At 56.6% G+C, this 21,204-nt stretch carries 20 protein-coding genes; 7 read left to right on the top strand and 13 right to left on the bottom strand.

Annotated features, from left to right (window positions below; genetic code table 11):
* Positions 1-97 precede the first annotated feature (97 nt).
* The 5 genes from fieF (at position 98) to BFV67_RS21695 (ending at position 5,556) form a co-directional block, all read left to right on the top strand.
* Complete coding sequence (gene fieF / locus BFV67_RS21715; protein WP_008501817.1) at positions 98-991, top strand: CDF family cation-efflux transporter FieF; 894 nt, start codon at positions 98-100, stop codon at positions 989-991.
* Between the two features lie 174 nt (positions 992-1,165).
* A complete protein-coding gene (pfkA, locus tag BFV67_RS21710; RefSeq protein WP_008501816.1) occupies positions 1,166-2,128 on the top strand; it encodes a 6-phosphofructokinase in 963 nt (320 codons plus the stop codon).
* A gap of 209 nt (positions 2,129-2,337) precedes the next feature.
* Positions 2,338-3,327 carry a sulfate ABC transporter substrate-binding protein gene (locus BFV67_RS21705; protein ID WP_069598894.1) on the top strand — a complete coding sequence of 330 codons (990 nt, stop codon included), beginning with the start codon at positions 2,338-2,340 and terminating at the stop codon, positions 3,325-3,327.
* A gap of 107 nt (positions 3,328-3,434) precedes the next feature.
* Positions 3,435-4,178, top strand: a complete 744-nt coding sequence (locus tag BFV67_RS21700) for a CDP-diacylglycerol diphosphatase (protein ID WP_023293602.1) — start codon at positions 3,435-3,437, stop codon at positions 4,176-4,178.
* 73 nt (positions 4,179-4,251) lie between these two features.
* The gene (locus BFV67_RS21695) at positions 4,252-5,556 is read left to right on the top strand and encodes an SLC13 family permease (protein ID WP_045336225.1); all 1,305 of its coding nucleotides are present in this window, start codon (positions 4,252-4,254) and stop codon (positions 5,554-5,556) included.
* An 81-nt stretch (positions 5,557-5,637) separates the two neighbouring features.
* Here the strand turns inward: BFV67_RS21695 and tpiA are convergent, their stop codons facing one another.
* Entirely contained in the window at positions 5,638-6,405 is a 768-nt protein-coding gene (gene tpiA / locus BFV67_RS21690; protein ID WP_003862019.1) for a triose-phosphate isomerase, read from the bottom strand.
* A 111-nt stretch (positions 6,406-6,516) separates the two neighbouring features.
* On the bottom strand, positions 6,517-7,113 hold the full coding sequence (locus BFV67_RS21685; RefSeq protein ID WP_008501812.1) for a DUF1454 family protein: 597 nt from the start codon (positions 7,111-7,113) through the stop codon (positions 6,517-6,519).
* 112 nt (positions 7,114-7,225) lie between these two features.
* Here BFV67_RS21685 and BFV67_RS21680 point away from each other — a divergent pair, with 112 nt between their 5' ends.
* Positions 7,226-7,645: a DUF805 domain-containing protein gene (locus BFV67_RS21680; protein WP_008501811.1), complete on the top strand. Its 420-nt coding sequence runs from the start codon at positions 7,226-7,228 to the stop codon at positions 7,643-7,645.
* Here the strand turns inward: BFV67_RS21680 and fpr are convergent, their stop codons facing one another.
* The 4 genes from fpr to BFV67_RS21660 form a co-directional block, all read right to left on the bottom strand.
* The gene (gene fpr / locus BFV67_RS21675; RefSeq protein ID WP_021242807.1) at positions 7,646-8,392 is read right to left on the bottom strand and encodes a ferredoxin--NADP(+) reductase; all 747 of its coding nucleotides are present in this window, start codon (positions 8,390-8,392) and stop codon (positions 7,646-7,648) included.
* A 96-nt stretch (positions 8,393-8,488) separates the two neighbouring features.
* Positions 8,489-9,499 carry a class II fructose-bisphosphatase gene (gene glpX / locus BFV67_RS21670; protein WP_023293599.1) on the bottom strand — a complete coding sequence of 337 codons (1,011 nt, stop codon included), beginning with the start codon at positions 9,497-9,499 and terminating at the stop codon, positions 8,489-8,491.
* 118 nt (positions 9,500-9,617) lie between these two features.
* Complete coding sequence (gene glpK / locus BFV67_RS21665) at positions 9,618-11,126, bottom strand: glycerol kinase GlpK (protein ID WP_008501808.1); 1,509 nt, start codon at positions 11,124-11,126, stop codon at positions 9,618-9,620.
* Positions 11,127-11,147: 21 nt separating this feature from the next.
* Complete coding sequence (locus BFV67_RS21660; RefSeq protein ID WP_014885705.1) at positions 11,148-11,993, bottom strand: MIP/aquaporin family protein; 846 nt, start codon at positions 11,991-11,993, stop codon at positions 11,148-11,150.
* A 410-nt stretch (positions 11,994-12,403) separates the two neighbouring features.
* Between BFV67_RS21660 and zapB the strand changes: the two genes are divergently transcribed.
* A complete protein-coding gene (gene zapB / locus BFV67_RS21655) occupies positions 12,404-12,643 on the top strand; it encodes a septal ring assembly protein ZapB (RefSeq protein WP_008501806.1) in 240 nt (79 codons plus the stop codon).
* Between the two features lie 584 nt (positions 12,644-13,227).
* Here the strand turns inward: zapB and rraA are convergent.
* The 7 genes from rraA to priA form a co-directional block, all read right to left on the bottom strand.
* Positions 13,228-13,713, bottom strand: a complete 486-nt coding sequence (gene rraA, locus BFV67_RS21650; protein WP_008501805.1) for a ribonuclease E activity regulator RraA — start codon at positions 13,711-13,713, stop codon at positions 13,228-13,230.
* Between the two features lie 92 nt (positions 13,714-13,805).
* Positions 13,806-14,726: a 1,4-dihydroxy-2-naphthoate polyprenyltransferase gene (gene menA / locus BFV67_RS21645; protein WP_008501804.1), complete on the bottom strand. Its 921-nt coding sequence runs from the start codon at positions 14,724-14,726 to the stop codon at positions 13,806-13,808.
* Positions 14,727-14,794: 68 nt separating this feature from the next.
* Positions 14,795-16,129 carry an HslU--HslV peptidase ATPase subunit gene (hslU, locus tag BFV67_RS21640; RefSeq protein ID WP_008501803.1) on the bottom strand — a complete coding sequence of 445 codons (1,335 nt, stop codon included), beginning with the start codon at positions 16,127-16,129 and terminating at the stop codon, positions 14,795-14,797.
* Between the two features lie 9 nt (positions 16,130-16,138).
* Entirely contained in the window at positions 16,139-16,669 is a 531-nt protein-coding gene (gene hslV / locus BFV67_RS21635) for an ATP-dependent protease subunit HslV (RefSeq protein ID WP_008501802.1), read from the bottom strand.
* Between the two features lie 94 nt (positions 16,670-16,763).
* Positions 16,764-17,753: a cell division protein FtsN gene (gene ftsN / locus BFV67_RS21630; protein WP_032675654.1), complete on the bottom strand. Its 990-nt coding sequence runs from the start codon at positions 17,751-17,753 to the stop codon at positions 16,764-16,766.
* A 93-nt stretch (positions 17,754-17,846) separates the two neighbouring features.
* A complete protein-coding gene (gene cytR, locus BFV67_RS21625; protein WP_021242811.1) occupies positions 17,847-18,872 on the bottom strand; it encodes a DNA-binding transcriptional regulator CytR in 1,026 nt (341 codons plus the stop codon).
* 119 nt (positions 18,873-18,991) lie between these two features.
* Positions 18,992-21,187: a primosomal protein N' gene (priA, locus tag BFV67_RS21620; RefSeq protein WP_069598893.1), complete on the bottom strand. Its 2,196-nt coding sequence runs from the start codon at positions 21,185-21,187 to the stop codon at positions 18,992-18,994.
* Between the last annotated feature and the right edge of the window lie 17 nt (positions 21,188-21,204).

Raw genomic sequence — 21,204 nt, 5'->3', positions numbered from 1 at the left:
GTTTTTTTTGCCCCACATTCTGTTTGTTAACCGTTTATTCATCCTTCGACTCCACATGCTTCCGTTATACTAGCGGCATGACATGACAGGAGCGTTTATGAATCAATCCTATGGAAGACTGGTCAGCCGGGCCGCCATCGCGGCGACCGTCATGGCATCCAGCCTGTTACTGATTAAAATCTTTGCCTGGTGGTATACCGGCTCGGTCAGTATTCTGGCGGCGCTGGTGGATTCGCTGATGGACATTGCCGCCTCATTGACCAACCTGCTGGTCGTGCGTTACTCGCTGCAGCCAGCGGATGAAGAGCACACCTTTGGGCACGGCAAAGCGGAGTCGCTGGCCGCATTGGCGCAAAGCATGTTCATATCCGGTTCTGCGCTGTTCCTGTTTCTCACCGGCATTCAGCATCTCGTCTCGCCGACACCGATGAACGATCCCGGCGTCGGCGTCGTTGTGACGGTCGTTGCACTTATTTGCACACTTGTTCTGGTAACGTTCCAGCGCTGGGTCGTTCGCAAAACGCAAAGTCAGGCCGTACGGGCGGATATGCTTCATTATCAATCTGATGTTATGATGAATGGGGCTATTCTTATTGCGCTCGGTCTGGCCTGGTATGGCTGGCATCGGGCCGATGCGTTGTTTGCGTTAGGGATTGGTATCTATATTTTATATAGCGCCCTGCGGATGGGGTATGAAGCAGTGCAATCGCTGCTTGACCGCGCCCTCCCGGACTCAGAACGTAATGAAATTTTTTCTATCGTGACCGCCTGGCCCGGCGTCAGCGGTGCACACGATCTTCGAACGCGGCAGTCAGGGCCGACCCGCTTTATTCAGATTCATATTGAAATGGAAGACAACCTGCCACTGGTTCAGGCTCACGTGATTGCTGAGCAGGTCGAGCAGGCGATTTTGCAGCGTTTTCCTGGTTCAGACGTCATCATTCACCAGGATCCCTGCTCGGTTGTACCCGGACATGTTGGGCTTTCGTAATTCGTTGTAAAAAAGTGAGCCAGGCCAGCATTTTGTGTATAAATTACCGCCATTTGGTCTGACCTGAATCAATTCAGCTGGAAGGGATTGATATACTATTTGCAGTATTCGTTGGTCGATAAGTTTCTTCCGGCAACAGATTTCAATTTTGCATTCCTAAGTTCAGAGGTAGTCATGATTAAGAAAATCGGTGTGTTGACAAGCGGCGGTGATGCGCCGGGCATGAACGCGGCAATTCGTGGGGTTGTCCGCGCGGCGCTGACGGAAGGTCTGGAAGTTTTTGGTATCTATGATGGTTACCTGGGTCTGTATGAAGACCGTATGGTTCAGCTCGACCGTTACAGCGTGTCTGACATGATCAACCGTGGCGGTACCTTCCTTGGGTCTGCGCGCTTCCCGGAATTCCGTGACGAACACGTTCGTGAAGTGGCTATCGAGAACATGAAAAAACGTGGACTGGACGCCCTGGTGGTTATCGGCGGTGACGGCTCGTACATGGGTGCAAAACGTCTGACTGAAATGGGCTTCCCGTGCATCGGCCTGCCGGGCACTATCGACAACGATATCAAAGGCACCGACTACACCATCGGTTACTTCACCGCGCTGGGCACCGTTGTGGAAGCGATTGACCGCCTGCGTGACACCTCTTCTTCCCACCAGCGTATCTCTATCGTTGAAGTGATGGGGCGTTACTGCGGTGACCTGACCCTGGCTGCGGCAATTGCGGGGGGCTGTGAGTTTGTCGTGGTTCCGGAAGTGGAATTCAGCCGTGAAGATCTGGTAGCTGAAATCAAAGCGGGCATCGCGAAAGGCAAAAAACATGCGATCGTGGCTATCACCGAGCACATCTGTGACGTAGACGAGCTGGCGAAGTACATCGAAACCGAAACCAAGCGTGAAACCCGTGCAACCGTACTGGGGCACATCCAGCGTGGCGGTTCCCCTGGCCCGTATGACCGTATTCTGGCGTCCCGTATGGGCGCGTACGCAATCGAACTGCTGCTGCAGGGCCACGGCGGCCGCTGCGTCGGTATTCAGAACGAGAAACTGGTTCACCATGACATCATCGACGCGATTGAAAACATGAAGCGTCCGTTCAAAGGTGACTGGCTGGACTGCGCGAAAAAACTGTACTGATTGGCTCTGTTGCCCGGTGGCGCTGCGCTTACCGGGCCTACAAAAGCACGACTCGTAGGCCGGGTAAGGCGTAGCCGCCACCCGGCTTTTTTATGCGTACACGCTTTTTTATTCCACTACGTTATAGCCAATCTTTTTTTATTCTTTAATCCTCGATTCGCTTTCTGGCACGCTGCATTCATCAAAACACTACACAAGAGAGCTGGGCGATGAATAAATGGGGCGTGGGTTTAACATTATTGCTGGCATCGACCAGCGTTCTGGCTAAGGATATCCAGTTACTGAACGTGTCATACGACCCGACGCGTGAACTGTATGAACAATACAACAAAGCGTTTGCGGCACACTGGAAGCAGGAAACCGGCGACAATGTCGTGGTTCGCCAGTCTCACGGTGGTTCTGGCAAGCAGGCGACCTCCGTCATCAACGGTATTGAAGCCGACGTGGTGACCCTGGCGCTGGCCTACGATGTTGACGCGATCGCCGAGCGTGGCCGTATCGACAAAAACTGGATCAAACGCCTGCCGGATAACTCCGCGCCCTACACCTCGACCATCGTTTTCCTGGTACGTAAAGGCAACCCGAAACAGATCCATGACTGGAATGACCTGATTAAGCCGGGCGTGTCAGTTATTACCCCTAACCCGAAAAGCTCCGGCGGCGCACGCTGGAACTATCTGGCCGCCTGGGGCTATGCACTGCACCACAACAACGGTGACCAGGCTAAAGCCCAGGAGTTCGTGAAAGCGCTGTACAAAAACGTCGAAGTGCTGGACTCCGGCGCGCGCGGTGCAACCAACACCTTCGTGGAGCGCGGCATTGGTGACGTGCTGATTGCGTGGGAAAACGAAGCCCTGCTGGCGACCAACGAACTGGGTAAAGATAAGTTTGAGATCGTGACCCCAAGCGAATCTATTCTGGCTGAGCCGACCGTCTCTGTTGTCGATAAAGTGGTTGAGAAGAAAGACACCAAAGCGGTGGCGGAAGCCTACCTGAAGTACCTCTACTCGCCGGAAGGTCAGGAGATTGCAGCGAAGAACTTCTACCGTCCACGCGATGCGGCTGTGGCGAAGAAATATGACAGCGTATTCCCGAAACTGAAGCTCTTCACCATTGATGATGTTTTCGGTGGCTGGACGAAAGCGCAGAAAGAGCACTTCTCTAACGGCGGCACCTTTGACCAGATTAGCCAGCGCTGAACATAAATAAACGACACGGTGACCCGGCGTGAGAAATCCGCCGGGTTTTTTATTTGGTCATCATTTTGCGTTACTCTTTTGCCTCTATTGAAAACAGGGAACGCGTCGTGAAAAAAATTATCTTATTGATCCTCATTGTCATCGCCCTTGCCGCTGGCGGCTGGTACTGGATGAAAGCGGGTAATCCGAATGCGTTGCGACATATCGTTCTCGACCAGTGCCTGCCGAATCAACTGCAACACCGTAACCCGGCACCGTGTGCGCAGGTGAAGCCTGACGCAGGCTATGTAGTCTTTAAAGACCGCAACGGGCCGCTGCAATACCTGCTGATGCCGACATATCGCATCAACGGCACCGAAAGCCCGCTGTTGACCGAAGCGCATACGCCGAACTTTTTCTGGCTGGCCTGGCAGTCGCGTAGCTTTATGACCCTGAAGCGTGGAAGCGAGGTGCCCGACAGCGCCATTTCACTGACGATTAACTCGCCGACAGGGCGCACGCAAAACCATTTTCACATTCATATCTCCTGCCTGCGCCCGGACGTGCGCGAGAAGCTGAACGCCGCGCAGGGAGAAATCAGCACCCAGTGGCTGCCCCTTCCTGGCGGCCTGGAAGGGCATGAGTATCTTGCTCGTCGGGTGACGGAGAATGAACTGGTGCAGCGCAGCCCGTTCATGATGCTGGCTGAAGAGCTGCCGGAAGCGCGCGACCATATGGGGCGCTTCGCGCTGGCAATGGCGCAGCAGTCAGATGGTTCGTTTGTGTTGCTGGCAACCGAGCGCAACCTGCTGATGCTTAACCGCGCGTCTGCTGAGGAACTGCAGGATCATCAATGCGCTATCCTGAATTGACCCCACCATAAATAGCGTTTACTCGCCCTGCCAGTCGCCGTAGACTTGCTGAAAAATTCTACAGGAGACAGGTATGTCGCTCTGGTCAACGTATCCTCTGTTGCTACCTTCACTGATTGTGGGCGTCACCATCGTACTATGGGCGACGTCGCTATTGCCTGAGTTCATTACCGCGCTGCTGTTCTTCACGGCGGCAATGACCGCGAAGATCGCCCCGCCGGAGACGATCTTCGGTGGTTTTGCCTCGTCGGCTTTCTGGCTGGTCTTCAGCGGATTCGTGCTCGGCGTGGCGATACGTAAAACCGGGCTGGCGGACCGGGCCGCCCGGGCGCTGTCGGCAAAGCTCACCGACTCCTGGGTATTAATGGTAGCGAGCGTGGTGCTGCTGAGCTATGCGCTGGCGTTTGTGATGCCGTCGAATATGGGGCGTATTGCGCTGCTGATGCCGATTGTCGCCGCAATGGCGAAACGCGCCGGTATCGCCGACGGCTCCCGCGCCTGGTTTGGTCTGGCGCTGGCGGTAGGGTTCGGGACGTTCCAGCTTTCGGCGACGATTCTGCCCGCTAACGTGCCTAACCTGGTGATGAGCGGTGCGGCGGAAGGCTCGTACGGCATCCATCTGAACTATGTCCCGTATCTGCTGCTGCACACGCCGGTGCTGGGCATTCTCAAAGGCCTGATCCTGATTGGCCTGATCTGCTGGCTTTTTCCCGGCAGCCCAAAACCGCCGAAGGAACAGGCGCCGTCTGAACCCATGGGCCGGGATGAAAAGCGTCTTGCCTGGCTGCTGGCGATAGTGCTGGGGATGTGGGTGACGGAGAGCTGGCACGGCGTGGGGCCCGCCTGGACCGGGCTGGCGGCGTCGGTCATCGTTATGCTGCCGCGCATCGGTTTTATCACCGGGGAGGAGTTTTCTGCCGGTGTGAATATGCGCACCTGTATCTACGTTGCCGGTATTCTGGGGCTGGCGATCGTCGTGACGCAAACCGGTATCGGCACGGCGGTGGGCGAGGCGTTGCTCCGTATTATGCCGCTCGATGCAGACCGACCGTTCACCAGCTTCCTTGCGCTGACCGGTATTACCACCGCACTCAACTTCATCATGACCGCCAACGGCGTTCCGGCGCTGTATACCACCCTGGCGCAGAGCTTCTCGGATGCGACCGGCTTCCCGCTGCTGTCGGTGATCATGATTCAGGTGCTGGGCTATTCTACGCCGCTGCTGCCGTATCAGGCGTCGCCGATCGTGGTGGCGATGGGGTTAGGAAAAGTGCCTGCCAGGGCGGGGATGGTGCTCTGTCTGGCGCTGGCGGTGGCAACGTATCTGGTGCTGCTGCCGCTGGATTATCTGTGGTTTAGCCTGCTGGGACGGCTGTAAAAAAGCCCGGTGGCGCTGACGCTTACCGGGCCTACAGAACCGTAGGGCGGGTTAGCAAAGCGCCACCCGCCACAAAGGCAATTACGCCTGTTTAGCCGCTTCTGCCGCTTTAACGATCACCGCAAAAGCGTCCGCTTTCAGGGATGCACCGCCAACCAGCGCGCCATCGATGTCTGGCTGGGTGAACAGCTCAGCAGCGTTAGACGCGTTAACGGAACCGCCGTACTGGATGATCACTTGCTCAGCCACTTTGGCGTCAGCTTTCGCAATGTGGTCACGGATGAATTTGTGAACCGCCTGAGCCTGCGCAGGGGTGGCTGATTTGCCGGTACCGATCGCCCAGACTGGCTCGTAAGCGATAACCGCGCCTTCGAACGCTGCTGCGCCCTGCGTTTTCAGCACTGCGTCGATCTGACGTGCGCACACTTCTTCAGTTTTGCCCGCTTCGTTTTCTGCTTCGGTTTCACCGATGCACAGAACCGGGATCAGACCCTGCTCTTTCAGCACGGCGAATTTCTTCGCGATGAACTCGTCGGATTCTTTGTGATAGGTGCGACGCTCGGAGTGGCCGATGATGATGTATTTCGCGCCGATATCTTTCAGCATTTCAGCGGACGTTTCACCGGTGAACGCGCCAGACAGGTTAACGTCAACGTTCTGCGCGCCCAGAATGATGTGGCTGCCGTCAGCGGCACGTTTAGCCAGATCCAGGTACATATCCGGCGGAGCGATAGCAACCGCGCAGCCGGTCACGCCAGCCAGCTCTTTACGCAGGTTCGCAACCAGTTCGTTTACCATGTGGCGGCTGCCGTTCAGTTTCCAGTTACCCATCACTAAAGGATGTCGCATTTCAATTCTCCACGCTCAATAAGCGAATTAAGGAATATGGCCACCCTGTCGGGCAGCATGGTCTGTGAATCAGTATAGAGATTTTCCCTCGAAAGGCTTTGCTTTTTGTCATTAATTCGCCCCGCCGAGAGTGTCAGATAGTGCCAGCTTAATCGGTTCAACAGCGAAGGTCAGTCCTTTTTCGCCGTTGTCCGCCACCACATAGCGGATCGCGCCTTCGGTATCGGCGTAGTAACGCTTATTTTTACCGGCGGTGAGGAGTTTTTGCAGCTTTTGCTGGCTTTGCTTTTTCGTCAGCGCAGGGGTAAACGCCTGCAATACCGCGCTCATGTACTCCAACGCTTTCGCCTTCGCGGCTTTCTGCTCTGGGCCCTGTATTGGCAGCCAGGTGATTTGCATGCTTTTGATTTTTAACGTCCCGCGCTCCAGCGCCGTGGAGGCATACAAATTCTCGTTAATCTTGCTTGCCGCACGGGTCAGGGTAGGCGTGTCGCGGGGGCCATCAATGGCACGAAACTCATCCAGTTGCAGCGTGGGATTGGCCTGATTGAAGGCTTCACGAAACTGGCTGATGGACTGATCGAACGACGGTGCGCCCGCCAGCAGGTACGGTGCTGTGGTCGGGGCTGTGGTTTCGGCGGCGTGCAGGGTAAAACCCGCGCTGAGCAGCGCTAAACACAGGAATAGAGAATGTGCCGAACTTTTCATCAACATTGCCCCTGGCCGTAAGTGCTCATGATTAAAACGATATCTGGTCGGCTTGTCAAAAGGTCACAACTCCAGGGTAAAATGCGGGCTAAACGATAATAAGGAACCTTACATGACCATACAGCAGTGGCTGTTTTCATTCAAAGGGCGTATTGGACGCCGTGATTTCTGGATCTGGATGGTGACGTGGGTTGTCGCCATGCTGCTTCTGTTTTTCGTCGCCTATAACGCGTGGCTGAGCACGCAAACGGCGGCCTTCGCGCTGGTCTGCCTGCTCTGGCCAACGGCGGCAGTCGTGGTGAAACGCCTGCACGATCGCGGCCGCTCCGGCGCGTGGGCATTTCTGATTATTCTGGCGTGGATGCTGGTGGCGGGAAACTGGGCGATGCTTCCGTCCATCCTGCCGTGGGTGGTGGGCAGGCTGCTGCCGTCGGTCATCTTCGTGATGATGGTTGTCGATCTGGGCGCGTTTATTGGCACCCAGAGCGAAAACAAATACGGTAAAGACACCGTTGAGGTGAAATACCGCTGATCACCAGTAGTGTTCGGCGGTCATATGGCCCGGTCGGCGGCGAAGATGTTTCGTCATCTGCCGGGTATCCTTCAGAAGCTGCTGCGTGTCGCGTACCATCTGCGGGTTGCCACACAGCATGACGTGGCTGGTTTCAGCCGTCATCGGTAAACCCACCGCCTCTTCCAGGGCACCATTCTCAATTAACGCCGGCACGCGACCGGTCAGCGTTCCTGCTACGGTTTCGCGGCTGACCACCGTCTGAATCTTTAACTTTCCGCCGTACTGCTGTTCCAGCGCCTGCATCTGCGGCAGGTAGCTCAGGTCTGCGGCGTAGCGCGCAGCGTGAACCAGCACGATGTTTTTAAAACGCTCCAGGTCTTTGCCGTACTGCAAAATAGAGAGATAAGGGCCGATGGCCGTACCGGTTGCCAGCATCCAGAGCGTGTCACAATCCGGGATCTCTTCGAGCACAAAGAAGCCTGCTGCTTCACTCACGATTTGCACGTCGTCGCCGGGCTTGAGGGCGGCAAGGCGCGGGCTGAGTTTACCGTCAGGTACGGTGACCAGATAGAACTCGAGATCCGGGTTATCAGGCGCGTTAACGTAAGAGTAGGCGCGCTGCACGCGCTCGCCGTCGACATCCAGCCCCAGCTTCGCAAATTGCCCGGCTTTAAACGGGTGGACGGGAGCATGCAGGGTGAGACTAAATAGCGCATCGGTCCAGAACTGTATCTTTGTGACTTTACCTGTTACCCAGTCCGCCATGATCTTCTCCTGTGCTGTTTCTCTGTTCTATCTTCCGTACTTAACGGGGAGATTTCCAGCCCATTTGGGCCGGAAAGCTCTATCGATCAAACGGTTTTACAGAATGTGCGTCTGTACGTCCGGGTCTTTGCGGTCGAGATAGTGGATAGACTGGATGCGGCGAATGGTGCGTGATTTTCCGCGGATCAGCAGCGTTTCAGTGGTGGCCATATTGCCCTTGCGGCTGATGCCGTCCAGCAGATCCCCTTTGGTGATACCTGTCGCCGAGAAGACCACGTTATCGCTGCGCGCCATATCATGCAGCGCCAGCACTTTGTTGGCCTCGATGCCCATCGCTTCGCAGCGTGCCAGCTCGTTTTCCCCGATACGGCGGTTCTCTTCGCTGTCGCCTTTCACCTCGTGGCGGGGCAGCAGACGAGCCTGCATATCGCCGTCCAGCGCGCGGATCACTGCCGCAGAGACCACGCCTTCCGGCGCGCCGCCGATGCCGTACAGCACGTCTACTTCGCTGTCCGGCATGCAGGTCAGGATCGAGGCGGCAACGTCACCATCCGGAATGGCAAACACGCGCACGCCGAGCTTTTGCATCTGCGCGATGGTGGCGTCGTGGCGCGGTTTGGCCAGAATGGTGACGGTGAGTTCGCTCAGCGGTTTGTTCAGCGCGCTGGCGACGTTACGCAGGTTCTCTTCCAGCGGCAGGCTAAGGTCGATTGCGCCTTTCGCGCCAGGACCGACAATCAGCTTTTCCATGTACATATCCGGCGCGTTGAGGAAGCAGCCCTTATCGCCCACGGCCAGCACCGCCAGGGCGTTGGCCTGACCCATTGCGGTCATGCGCGTACCTTCGATCGGGTCGACGGCGATATCCACGGCATCACCTTTGCCGGTACCGACTTTTTCACCGATGTAGAGCATTGGCGCTTCGTCGATCTCGCCTTCGCCGATCACGATGGTGCCGTCGATGTTGACCTGGTTAAGCACAATGCGCATGGCATGGACGGCGGCGCCGTCTGCGGTATTTTTGTCACCACGACCCAGCCACTTATAGCCTGCAAGGGCAGCCGCTTCGGTGACGCGGGAAAACTCGATAGCAAGTTCACGTTTCATGAGGTACTCGTACAATCAAAAGGAATTGCACGAAGTTTATCACAGAGTGGGGAGGGGCGAGGGGACCGGTGCGGTCCCCTCGCCCTGACCCTCTCCCCAGGGGAGAGGGAATATATGATTACTCTTCGTGCTCTTCCCACGCCAGGGCGCGTTTCACCGCTTTCTTCCAGCCGCTGTAGCGGAAGTTACGCTCGGTGGTTTCGATGCCCGGGCGGAATTCGCGTTCGATCACCGCTTTTTCCTGCAGCTCGTCCAGGTTCTGCCAGAAGCCTACCGCCAGACCGGCAAGGTACGCCGCGCCCAGCGCCGTGACTTCACGCACTTCAGGACGCTCAACGCGGGTGCCCAGAATGTCGGACTGGAACTGCATCAGGAAGTTATTCGCTACCGCACCGCCGTCCACGCGCAGGGCGTGCAGACGAATGCCGGAGTCCGCCTGCATCGCTTCCAGCACGTCGCGCGTCTGGTAGGCGATGGATTCCAGGGTGGCGCGAATAATGTGGTTAGAGTTAACGCCACGCGTCAGGCCAAAAATTGCGCCGCGTGCATACGGATCCCAGTACGGCGCGCCCAGACCGGTGAATGCAGGCACCACGTACACGCCGTTGGTGTCTTTCACTTTGGTCGCGAAGTACTCGGAGTCGAACGCATCGCTGATCAGCTTCATCTCGTCGCGCAGCCACTGGATAGACGCACCGGCCATGAACACCGCGCCTTCCAGGGCATAGTTCACTTCGCCGCGTGGTCCACAGGCGATGGTGGTCAGCAGGCCGTTTTCTGATTTCACCGCTTTCTCGCCGGTGTTCATCAGCATAAAGCAGCCGGTGCCGTAGGTGTTCTTCGCCATCCCTTCTTTGACGCACAGCTGGCCGAACAGCGCCGCCTGCTGGTCACCGGCAATACCGGCGATAGGAATACGGGTGCCGCCTTTACCGCCGATGTTGGTCTGGCCGTAAACTTCAGAAGACTTGCGCACGTCAGGCAGCATCGCACGTGGGATATCCAGCGCGTCCAGCATCTTGTCATCCCACTCCAGGGTGTTGATGTTGAACAGCATGGTACGCGAGGCGTTGGTGTAGTCGGTGACGTGGACGCGTCCCTGGGTCATCTTCCAGATAAGCCAGGTGTCGACGGTGCCGAACAGCAGCTCGCCGCGTTTTGCACGTTCGCGTGAACCTTCCACGTGGTCGAGGATCCACTTCACTTTTGTGCCGGAGAAATACGGGTCAACCACCAGACCGGTGGCGCTGCGCACGTACTCTTCCATGCCGTCGCGCTTCAGCTGCTCGCAGATCTCAGAGGTACGGCGGCACTGCCAGACGATGGCGTTGTAAATAGGCTTACCGGTTTCACGTTCCCAGACAATCGTCGTTTCACGCTGGTTAGTGATACCAATCGCGGCAATCTCGTCGGAACTGATATCGGCTTTTGCCAGCACTTCGACCAGCGTGGAGCTTTGTGACGCCCAGATCTCCATTGGGTCGTGTTCGACCCAGCCTGGACGAGGATAAATTTGCTCAAATTCGCGCTGTGACACGCTGACGATGTTCGCGTCATGATCCATTACGACAGCGCGGGAGCTGGTAGTGCCCTGGTCGAGCGCAACGATATATTTTTTTTCGGTCATGGTATGTGTCCCGTAGTCAGATTACAGCGAAGCTTTTTGTTGTGCGGTAGAAGTCGTTTCCTTCTCCTCTTCCACACAGGTGTCGCACGGTAAATGGCGACCAATTAATTTGCGGTAGCTGAACGCACCCAGCGCAGCCCCGACAACTGGCGCAAACAGCGGTACCAGGAAGTAAGGAATGTCTTTGCCACCGGTGAAGGCGACGTCGCCCCAGCCTGCGATAAAGGCGAACGCTTTAGGTCCGATATCACGCGCCGGGTTCATCGCGAAGCCGGTCAGCGGGCCCATGGAGGCACCAATCACCGCAATCAGCAGGCCAATCAGCAGTGGGGCCAGCGGGCCGCGCGGAATGCCGTTTCCGTCGTCGGTCAGCGCCAGGATAACGCCCATCAGAATAGCGGTAATCACCATTTCAACTGCGAACGCCTGCACAAAATTGATATGCGGGTTTGGATAGGTTGAGAAGATGCCTGCCAGATCCAGACTTTCGACGCTGCCGCGCACCATATGATGCGTCTGTTCGAAGTCGATGAAAAGATTGTAATAAAGCCCGTAAACTAACGCCGCTGCGCAAAACGCGCCGGCAAACTGAGAAAGAATGAAAGGAACTACTTTGCGTCCGTCGAAGCACGCGAACAGCCACAGTGCGATAGTCACCGCCGGGTTAAGATGTGCACCAGAAACCCCTGCAGTCAGGTAGATGGCCATCGCCACGCCCAGACCCCAGATGATACTGATTTCCCACTGACCAAAACTGGCACCCGCCACTTTCAGTGCAGCGACACAGCCCACTCCGAAGAATATCAACAACCCGGTACCAAGGAACTCGGCAATGCACTGGCCTTTTAAGGTTGATGTCTGACTCATAATCGGAATCCTGAAGAAATTGATGTTTATTGTTAGCATGGCCGCCCGTGACAGCCACGATGCCCTGTAGACATAGTGTTAATTTATCGTTAACGAGCAAAAACGAGAAATATCGAAATCGAAATGTGTGGTCTGTGTCAATAAAATGAGCGTTTTCGCGCCATAAAGCACATTTTTGCAGCAGTACAGGATCAGTACAGGAATGTGAGCTGAATCATTTCATTAACGAATCAGTTAACAATTTAGGGGTATATGACGCGAACGCACCAGGACCAGACCTAAAAGTGTTGCAAACCGCGATCTGCGCGGAGTGTCGCTGGACACAGAGCGCCGCGCTCCATACAATCGACGGTATATGTCGTGCGCGTTTACGTTAAAGCGTCGCCTTGCAATTCAGGAGAGGTAGCATCATGTCTTTAGAAGTGTTTGAGAAACTGGAATCGAAAGTACAGCAGGCGATTGACACCATCACCCTGCTGCAGATGGAAATTGAAGAGCTGAAAGAGAAGAACAACAGCCTGGCGCAGGAAGTACAGAACGCGCAGCACAGCCGCGAAGAACTGGAGCGCGAAAACAACCAGCTGCGCGAACAGCAGAACGGCTGGCAGGATCGCCTGCAGGCGCTGCTGGGACGTATGGAAGAAGTCTGATTCCCACTGGGATGAACTGAACAGGCCGGGTAAGGCGATGCCGCTACCCGGCTTTTTTTATGGTTCTCGCTGACTGACACCCAACCATAAAAAAGGCCGCCAAAGGCGGCCTGAACGCTACTTGTCCTGCGCTATCATAGTAAAAGCAACGAACACATTCGGTTCATCACTCTTTACAACGAGTACGCTGGCGACAATGAACGCGATACATAAATAGCGTTTCATTATGCGGTCCCTGCAGCTAACCGCTCCACCGTTCACCACCGGTGATAAGTCGGTGGACACAAGCCTGATCAAGGGTTGCTTTACGGTTGTGAAGACACCTTTCCCTGGACCGATGCCCATGTGCGAGATGGCGGAAAGGGACGCAGCATCATAGTCAGCAACAGCAGCGTAGTTAAGGTCTGTATAGATAATTAGGAATTTATAAAGGGTCGAGGGGATTACCTGAGATTTGAATCAGGGTAAGATAAAAACCCTGGTCAAAGGTTGCAAGCCTTCCCAACGGACCGCGAATCCCGAGGGACAAAAAAACCGCCACATTGCTGTTGGCGGTTTTTTTATGGTCCACGCTTACGGTTTTATTACTCGATATCCAGCGGATCTTCGGAAAGGATAATGCCGGTATTATCGGCGTAGAGATGGTCGCCGGAGAAGAAGGTCACGCCGCCGAAATTGACGCGCACGTCGCTTTCGCCGATGCCGTCACCTGCCGCCCCTACCGGTATGGCTGCGATGGCCTGAATCCCGATATCCAGGTCTTCCAGATCGTCCACCTGACGCACGGAACCGTACACCACAATGCCTTCCCACTCGTTTTGTGCGGCAATACCGGCCAGCTCAGCATCAATCAATGCGCGGCGTACGGAACCACCGCCATCGACCACCAGTACGCGGCCACGGCCGTTCTGTTCGAGCAGATCGTACAACAACCCGTTATCCTCGAAACATTTCACCGTGACGATCTGTCCGCCAAACGACGACCGCCCACCAAAGTTGGAGAACAGCGGTTCAACGACGTTGACATCTTCCTGGTAGATGTCACAAAGCTCGGAGGTATCGTATTTCATAGGTTTAACGCTCAGTTGCTGCGAATGTGTTCAGTATATCGTGCGAAATGCGTTGTTGGCAAAATCATCAATTGTTAATTGATATTTGTCAGCTAACTGAGCGTCTGGCTTAAGACAATCCCGATGACGAACAACAGGTTAGTCAGCAGCGCGCCTTTTACCGTGCGCTCCAGCATCGGCGGCATGGCGGCCGGGCTGCGTTCACGCATCACAAAACGGGCCTGCTTAATCAGCAGCGGCGCGGCAAGCACAAACAGCCAGCCCCACAGACTGTGCAGGGAAATCAGGTTAAACAGCGCCAGGCAGACCAGAGCACCCATCAGCAGGCAGGCATGGTAGCGACGCGCATTCACCGGCCCCAGACGGACCGCCAGGGTGTTTTTGCCGTTCTCCCGGTCGCTGTCGATGTCGCGCAGGTTGTTGATGTTGAGCACCGCGGTCGCCAGCAGACCGCAGGCGGTCGCAGGCAGGAACAGCGCAGGGATCACCGTATGCGCCTGTAAGTACCAGCTTCCCATCACGCTCAGCCAGCCGAAGAACACCAGTACGGAGATATCCCCGAGCCCAATGTAGCCGTAAGGACGCGTGCCGACGGTGTAGGTGATGGCTGCGATAATGGCCAATAAACCCAGCACCAGGAAGCCAATAAAATCGCTGGGGGTCTTAGACGCCACTGTCACCAGCGCCAGACCCGATAAACAGATCAGCACCACGGTGATAATCAGCGCGCGCTTCATCTGCGCCTGGGTAATCACCCCTTTTTGCATCCCACGCAGCGGCCCGATACGGTCAGGTTTGTCGCTGCCTTTCACCGCGTCGCCATAGTCGTTGGCGAGGTTGGAGAGAATTTGCAGCAGGCCGGCGGTAATCAATGCCAGCGCGGCAACCAGCGGATCGAAATAACCCTGCCACCAGGCAAGCGCCGTACCGACGATAATCGCGGCAAAGGCCAGAGGGAGTGTTTTAGGGCGCAGACTTTCGAGCCACGCCTGAGTACGGCTGATGTCAGTCATAAGTATTTAGCCAATAAAAATGGGGGCATTAGCCCCCATTAAACGTGATGAGAATCCAGTAACCGCGATTATAGGATAAAACGGCTCAGATCTTCATCTGCCACTAACGCATCCAGATGTTTACTCACATATTCTGCGTCAATGGTAACGGTTTGACCGTTCAGATCGCTCGCGTCGTAAGAGATATCTTCCACCAGGCGTTCCAGCACGGTATGCAGACGACGCGCACCGATGTTTTCGGTGGTTTCGTTCACCTGCCATGCGGCCTGGGCAATACGTTTGATACCGTCTTCGGTGAACTCGAGGTTCACGCCTTCGGTCGCCATCAGCGCTTTGTACTGAACGGTTGCAGAGGCGTTTGGCTCGGTCAGGATACGTTCGAAGTCTTCGGTCGTCAGCGCCTGCAGCTCAACGCGGATAGGCAGACGACCCTGCAGTTCGGGGATCAGATCCGACGGGCTGGCTACCTGGAATGCACCGGAAGCGATAAACAGAATGTGGTCCGTTTTCACCATGCCGTGCTTGGTAGAGACGGTGCAGCCTTCAACCAGCGGCAGCAGATCGCGCTGTACGCCTTCACGGGATACGTCCGGACCGGAGCTGTTGCCGCCGCGCTTACAAATTTTGTCGATTTCGTCGATAAACACGATACCGTGCTGCTCAACCGCGTCGATAGCGTCCTGCTTCAGCTCTTCCGGATTCACCAGCTTCGCCGCTTCTTCTTCAATCAGCAGCTTCATCGCGTCTTTGATTTTCAGCTTACGCGTTTTTTGCTTCTGACCGCCCAGGTTCTGGAACATGGACTGCAGCTGGCTGGTCATCTCTTCCATGCCCGGAGGTGCCATGATTTCCACACCCATTGGCGCGGCAGCGAGATCGATCTCAATCTCTTTATCATCCAGCTGGCCTTCACGCAGTTTTTTGCGGAACGCCTGACGCGCAGCGGACGGTTCCGCCTGCTGTTCAGCCTGACCCCAGTTGTTTTTTGCCGGTGGGATCAGCACGTCGAGAATGCGCTCTTCGGCCATCTCTTCCGCACGGTAGCGGTTTTTCTCAATGGCCTGGACGCGCACCATTTTGATCGCCGAGTCGGTCAGATCGCGGATGATGGAGTCCACTTCTTTACCCACATAGCCCACTTCGGTGAACTTGGTGGCTTCAACTTTGATGAACGGTGCGTTGGCCAGCTTCGCCAGACGACGGGCGATTTCGGTTTTACCGACGCCGGTCGGGCCGATCATCAGAATGTTTTTCGGCGTCACTTCGTGGCGCAGCTCTTCGTCAAGCTGCATACGACGCCAGCGGTTACGCAGGGCGATAGCCACGGAACGCTTGGCGTTATCCTGGCCGATAATGTGTTTGTTCAGTTCGCTGACAATTTCGCGTGGGGTCATTTCAGACATGGGAGATCCTTACGCTTTGGAGGTCAATTCTTCGATGGTGTGGTTGTGGTTGGTATAGATGCAGATATCACCTGCAATATCCAACGCCTTCACCGCGATATCACGCGCGTTCATGTCGGTATTTTCCAACAGTGCGCGGGCAGCAGCCTGGGCATAAGGGCCGCCAGAGCCGATGGCAATCAGGTCATTTTCCGGCTGAATCACGTCACCGTTACCGGTGATGATCAGCGAAGCGGTCTCATCGGCGACCGCCAGCAGCGCTTCGAGCTTGCGCAGCATGCGGTCGGTACGCCAGTCTTTTGCCAGCTCAACGGCGGCTTTCACCAGATGACCCTGATGCATTTCCAGTTTGCGTTCAAACAGTTCAAACAGCGTGAAGGCATCCGCCGTGCCGCCTGCAAAGCCGGCGATCACTTTGTCGTTGTAGAGACGACGCACTTTCTTCACGTTGCCTTTCATGACGGTATTACCCAGCGTGGCCTGGCCATCACCGGCGATTACCACATGGCCGTTACGGCGTACACTTACTATTGTTGTCACGAGCAGACCCCCTGGTTACAGAATCGGGAAACAGAAGCCCTGAGCCTGTGCCCAGGGCTGAATTAAATGATAGATGGGGGGGATTTTGGGGGTTTCAACCCCCGGAGGCGAGTCGAATGCAGTTTGTGTGACCGGCGATTTTCAAACGAGAAAGGGTGCCATCGGCATTTTCTTTGCCTTTGACCGGACCAATCACCACGCGATTCCAGCCGTTATTGGTGGTAATACGCGAATCAAACCCTTCAAAGGCCAGCTGCGCGCGCACCGTTTCCGCCTGCTCCGCACCTTTGAACGAACCGCACTGTACCATCCAGCGACGTTCGTCTTTTTTCTCCGCCGTCTGCTTCGGCGCTTCGGTCTCTTTCGTGACCGGCGCGGCCTGCTGCGTTTTCGGCTGCTGCGCAGTGGTGTGCGCTGGCGTCTGGAGCAGATCCTGATACGGCTGAGCCGCCTGCTTCTGCGGCTGCGCTTTAGGCTGCTGCTGGACAGGCTGAGACTGCACCGTACGCGTCGGCTGCTGATACGGCTGTTCCGTTACCCGCGGCTGTGCCTTCGGCTGCTGTACCGGCTGGGTTTGCGCCCACTGCTGTTGCTGCTGAATCTGCTGTTGTGCCTGGCGACGCTGCAGCGTTTGCTGACGCTGTTCCGGCGTCTGCTCATTCCACGGCACTTCGTTCAGCTGCGTAGGCTGCTGGCGCATATCGGCCTGCATTTGTGCCAGCAGCTGACGCTGTTCATCCGTAAGCTGATTCGCATTCTGCACTTCACCACCCGCAGAAGGTTCGGTTGGCGCACGTACCCCAGGCTGACGGCTTTCCAGCTCTTTGATATAGCGCCAGCGCTCTTCAGGCTTCGGAGGGAGGCCATTTCCGGCGACTTTACTGGCCTGAAGCGCCTCAGACTCTTCTTTTTTATGGTGCGTGATAAAGTACAGGCCACCAATAAAGGCGACGACTACAGCCGCAGCAATAGCGACCATTGCTGGCGAGACAGCAGGCAGGTTACGTTGCTTTTTTCTTGAGCTACTCTTTTTGCGTCGCGAAGGTGCCGGCTGGCCGCGACGTACATAATCTCGTTGTGCCACTATCGTTTCGCTGTATTTATTCGTTCGTCAGTCCGCCATGTTACTTAAGCGGCGGGGCTTTGACCAGATAAGGGTATCCGAAAGACGTTTACTTTAAGTCAATGCCTGGGTCGTGCCTCGGACGATCAGTTCGCAGTCCAGCAACCGTGAGCCGCTGCTAACTGTTTGACCGTGAAGCTGATCCAGCAGAAGCAGCATCGCTTCGCGGCCAATTTGGTAGCGCGGCTGAGCGACCGTTGAGAGCGGCGGATCGCAAAATTCCGAAAGCGAAATATTATCGAAACCGATGATGGATAAATCTTTCGGTATGCGAAGGCCGCGGCGTTTGGCATACGATAATGCGCCCAGCGCCATCACGTCGCTGTGGCAAAATACGGCGGTTGGCGGCTCAGGCAGGTCCAGAAGTTTCTCCAGCGCCTGTCCACCCGCAGCGAAGGTAAAATCACCGCGCGCAATGTAGTGCGGATCGACGGTCACGCCGGTACGGCGCAGCGCCTGAACGTAACCCTGCAAACGGTAGTGACACAGCGGCATCTCTTCCGGCCCGGCGATGCAGCCAATACGCTTATGCCCCAGCTCCTGGAGATAGTTTACGGCGTTGAACGCGGCGGTAAGGTTATCGATATGGACCGTCGGCAGCTCCAGCTCTGGCGCAAACTCGTTGGCCATCACCATCGGCGGTAAATTACGCTGCTCTTCGATGCTGGCATCAAACGGCAGGCGAGAGCCAAGCAGCAGCATGCCGTCGATCTGCTTGGTGATGATGAGGTCGATGAAGGTTTTTTCCTGCTGGTTCTGATGGGCGCAGTCGCCAATCAGCACCAGGTACCCCTGTTCCGCCGCGGTGACTTCAATACCGCGGATGATCTCGCTAAAGAAAGGGTCACAGATGTCCGGCACAATCACCAGGATGGTGCGCGACTCGTTGCGTTTGACGTTACGTCCCATTGCCTGCGGAAAATAGCCCACTTCAAGCGCAGCCTGCTCCACCCGGTTACGGGTCGCCTGGGAGACTTTATCCGGGTTCATTAATGCGCGGGATACTGTTGCCGTAGAGACCTGTGCTTTCTGGGCAACGTCTTTCATGGTCGCAGTCGCAACCTCTTTCCTGGACTTCAACGTCTTCTCCTCGCCTGAACACCGAACTTCTGACATCACCATTTTTACAGATAGTTAATGGAATCGGTTACAGAATTTTCATAAAAAGTGTGAGGAGCGTTAAATTTTTCGATCCAGCTTCAGCCTTCGATAGGGTCGACGTCCAGGACCCACTTCACTTTTCGCGCTTCGGGCAGGGTGTTAATCAGCACCAGCGCGCCGCTAACAATATGCTGAAGACGAATGCGCGAGGGGTGCTGGAGCAAGATCTGCCAGCGGAAACGGCCGCCGCGTTTTGGCGCGAGGGCAGGCACCGGGCCCAAAATCCACAGCTGACTATCCACCAGCGGGCTGGCCTGCAGGAGGTTTCTCAGCTGCTGCAGGAAAAGTGGCGCCTGCTGGTTGTTATGATCTTCCGCGCGGATGATGACGTGGCTGGTCCACGGCGGTAGCTGCATGGTCTGGCGTTCGGCCAGCGCCTGCTCGGCAAAGGCGTCATAGCCTTTGTGCAGCAGGGTTTGCAGCAGCGGGTGCTCCGGGTGGTGCGTTTGCAGCACCACTTCGCCCTGTTTACCGGCGCGTCCTGCACGTCCGGCAACCTGGGTGTAAAGCTGGGCGAAGCGCTCGGCGGAGCGGAAATCTGCCGAGAACAGCGCGCCGTCCACGTCCAGCAGGGCGACCAGCGTCACGTCCGGGAAGTGGTGGCCTTTGGCCAGCATCTGGGTGCCAATCAGGATGCGCGCGCCACCGCGATGCACTTCCGCCAGCTGCTGTTCGAGTGCGCCTTTGCGGCTGGTGGTGTCCCGGTCGATACGCGAAATCGGCACGTCCGGGAAAAAGGGCCCAAGCGCCTGCTCCAGCTGTTCCGTCCCCAGACCGACCGGCACAATATGCGTTGAGCCACACGACGGGCACTGGCGCGGCACCGGACGCTGGCTGTCGCAGTGGTGGCAGCGCAGATGACGCTGGGCCTGATGGAAGGTGTAGTAGTGATCGCAGCGCGGGCATTCGGCAATCCAGCCGCAGTCGTGGCACAGCAGGGCGGGTGCAAATCCGCGACGGTTGAGGAACAGAATGACCTGATTCCCCGCCTGCAAATGCTGGCGCATGCGGGTAATAAGCGCGGGCGCTAGCCCCGCCTGGACCTGCTGGCCTTTCAAATCCAGCACGTGCTGAATGGCCGGACGGGCATTCCCCGCGCGACGCGTCAGGCGCAGCATGTGGTATTTACGCTGGCGCACGTTGTGCAGCGTTTCGAGCGCAGGCGTGGCTGATCCCAGAACAATGGGAATTTGCTCGCTGTGCGCGCGGTAGACGGCCAGATCGCGGGCGTGATAGCGCCAGCCTTCCTGCTGTTTATAGGAGCTGTCGTGCTCTTCGTCGATCACGATAACGCCAAGATTTTTAAACGGCGTGAACAGCGACGAGCGGGTGCCGATCACAATCGCCGCTTCGCCGTTTTTCGCTTTCAGCCAGGCGCTGAGTCGCTCGCTGTCGTTCAGGCCTGAGTGCAGCACCTCAACCGGCGCGTTAAAGCGTTCGCGGAATCGGGCGATGGTTTGCGGCGTCAGGCCAATTTCCGGCACCATCACCAGCGCCTGTTTGCCCTGCGCGAGCACGTTTTCCAGCACGCTCAGGTAAACTTCGGTCTTGCCGGAACCGGTGACCCCCGCCAGCAGCCAGGCAGAGAAACGATCGGAGGCGCTATGAATTGCGCCTATCGCGGTGGCCTGCTCGGTATTCAGACGCAGGCGATCCCCTGAAACGGAGAAACTCTCCCGCCAGTCGTTAAGGGCAGGCGCCTCGCTTGCCAGGTCGCTCAGCCCTTTCTTTCTTAATGCCTGTAGCGCCGTTTCGCTGACCTCAAGCTCGTCGACCTGATGCCGCCAGATTTTCCCCTGACGCAGCGCCGCCAGCGCCTGCTGCTGTTTCTGCGAGCGCTTCAGGCTGTTGATGTCGACGGCCTGGCCTTCCTCTGTGGCAAACCAGTACCACATCGGCGCATGGCTGGCGCTCTTGCCTTGACGCAGCATAATTGGCAGGGCGTGGAACAGGACGTCGCCGATGGGGTGATGATAATAATCCGCCGCCCACAGCAGCAGTCGCCAGGTGCTGGTGGAGTAGACGGGCTCGCTGTCCAGCACCTCAACGACCGATTTCAGTTCGTTAAGCGGCAGTTCGCTCTTATCGCTGACGGAGACGACGATCCCCACGCGCTGCTGTTTGCCAAACGGCACGGTCACGCGACAGCCCGCTTTGGCGCTCATGCTGTCGGGCAGCAGATAGTCAAAGGTGCGGGGAAGCGGAACGGGCAGGGCAACGTGAGCGACGGGCATCGAATCTTCCTGACTTG

The organism is Enterobacter roggenkampii (assembly GCF_001729805.1).
Classification (GTDB): domain Bacteria; phylum Pseudomonadota; class Gammaproteobacteria; order Enterobacterales; family Enterobacteriaceae; genus Enterobacter; species Enterobacter roggenkampii.
Note: the sequence above shows the minus strand (reverse complement) of the source record. Positions and strands in the feature narration are given on the sequence as shown.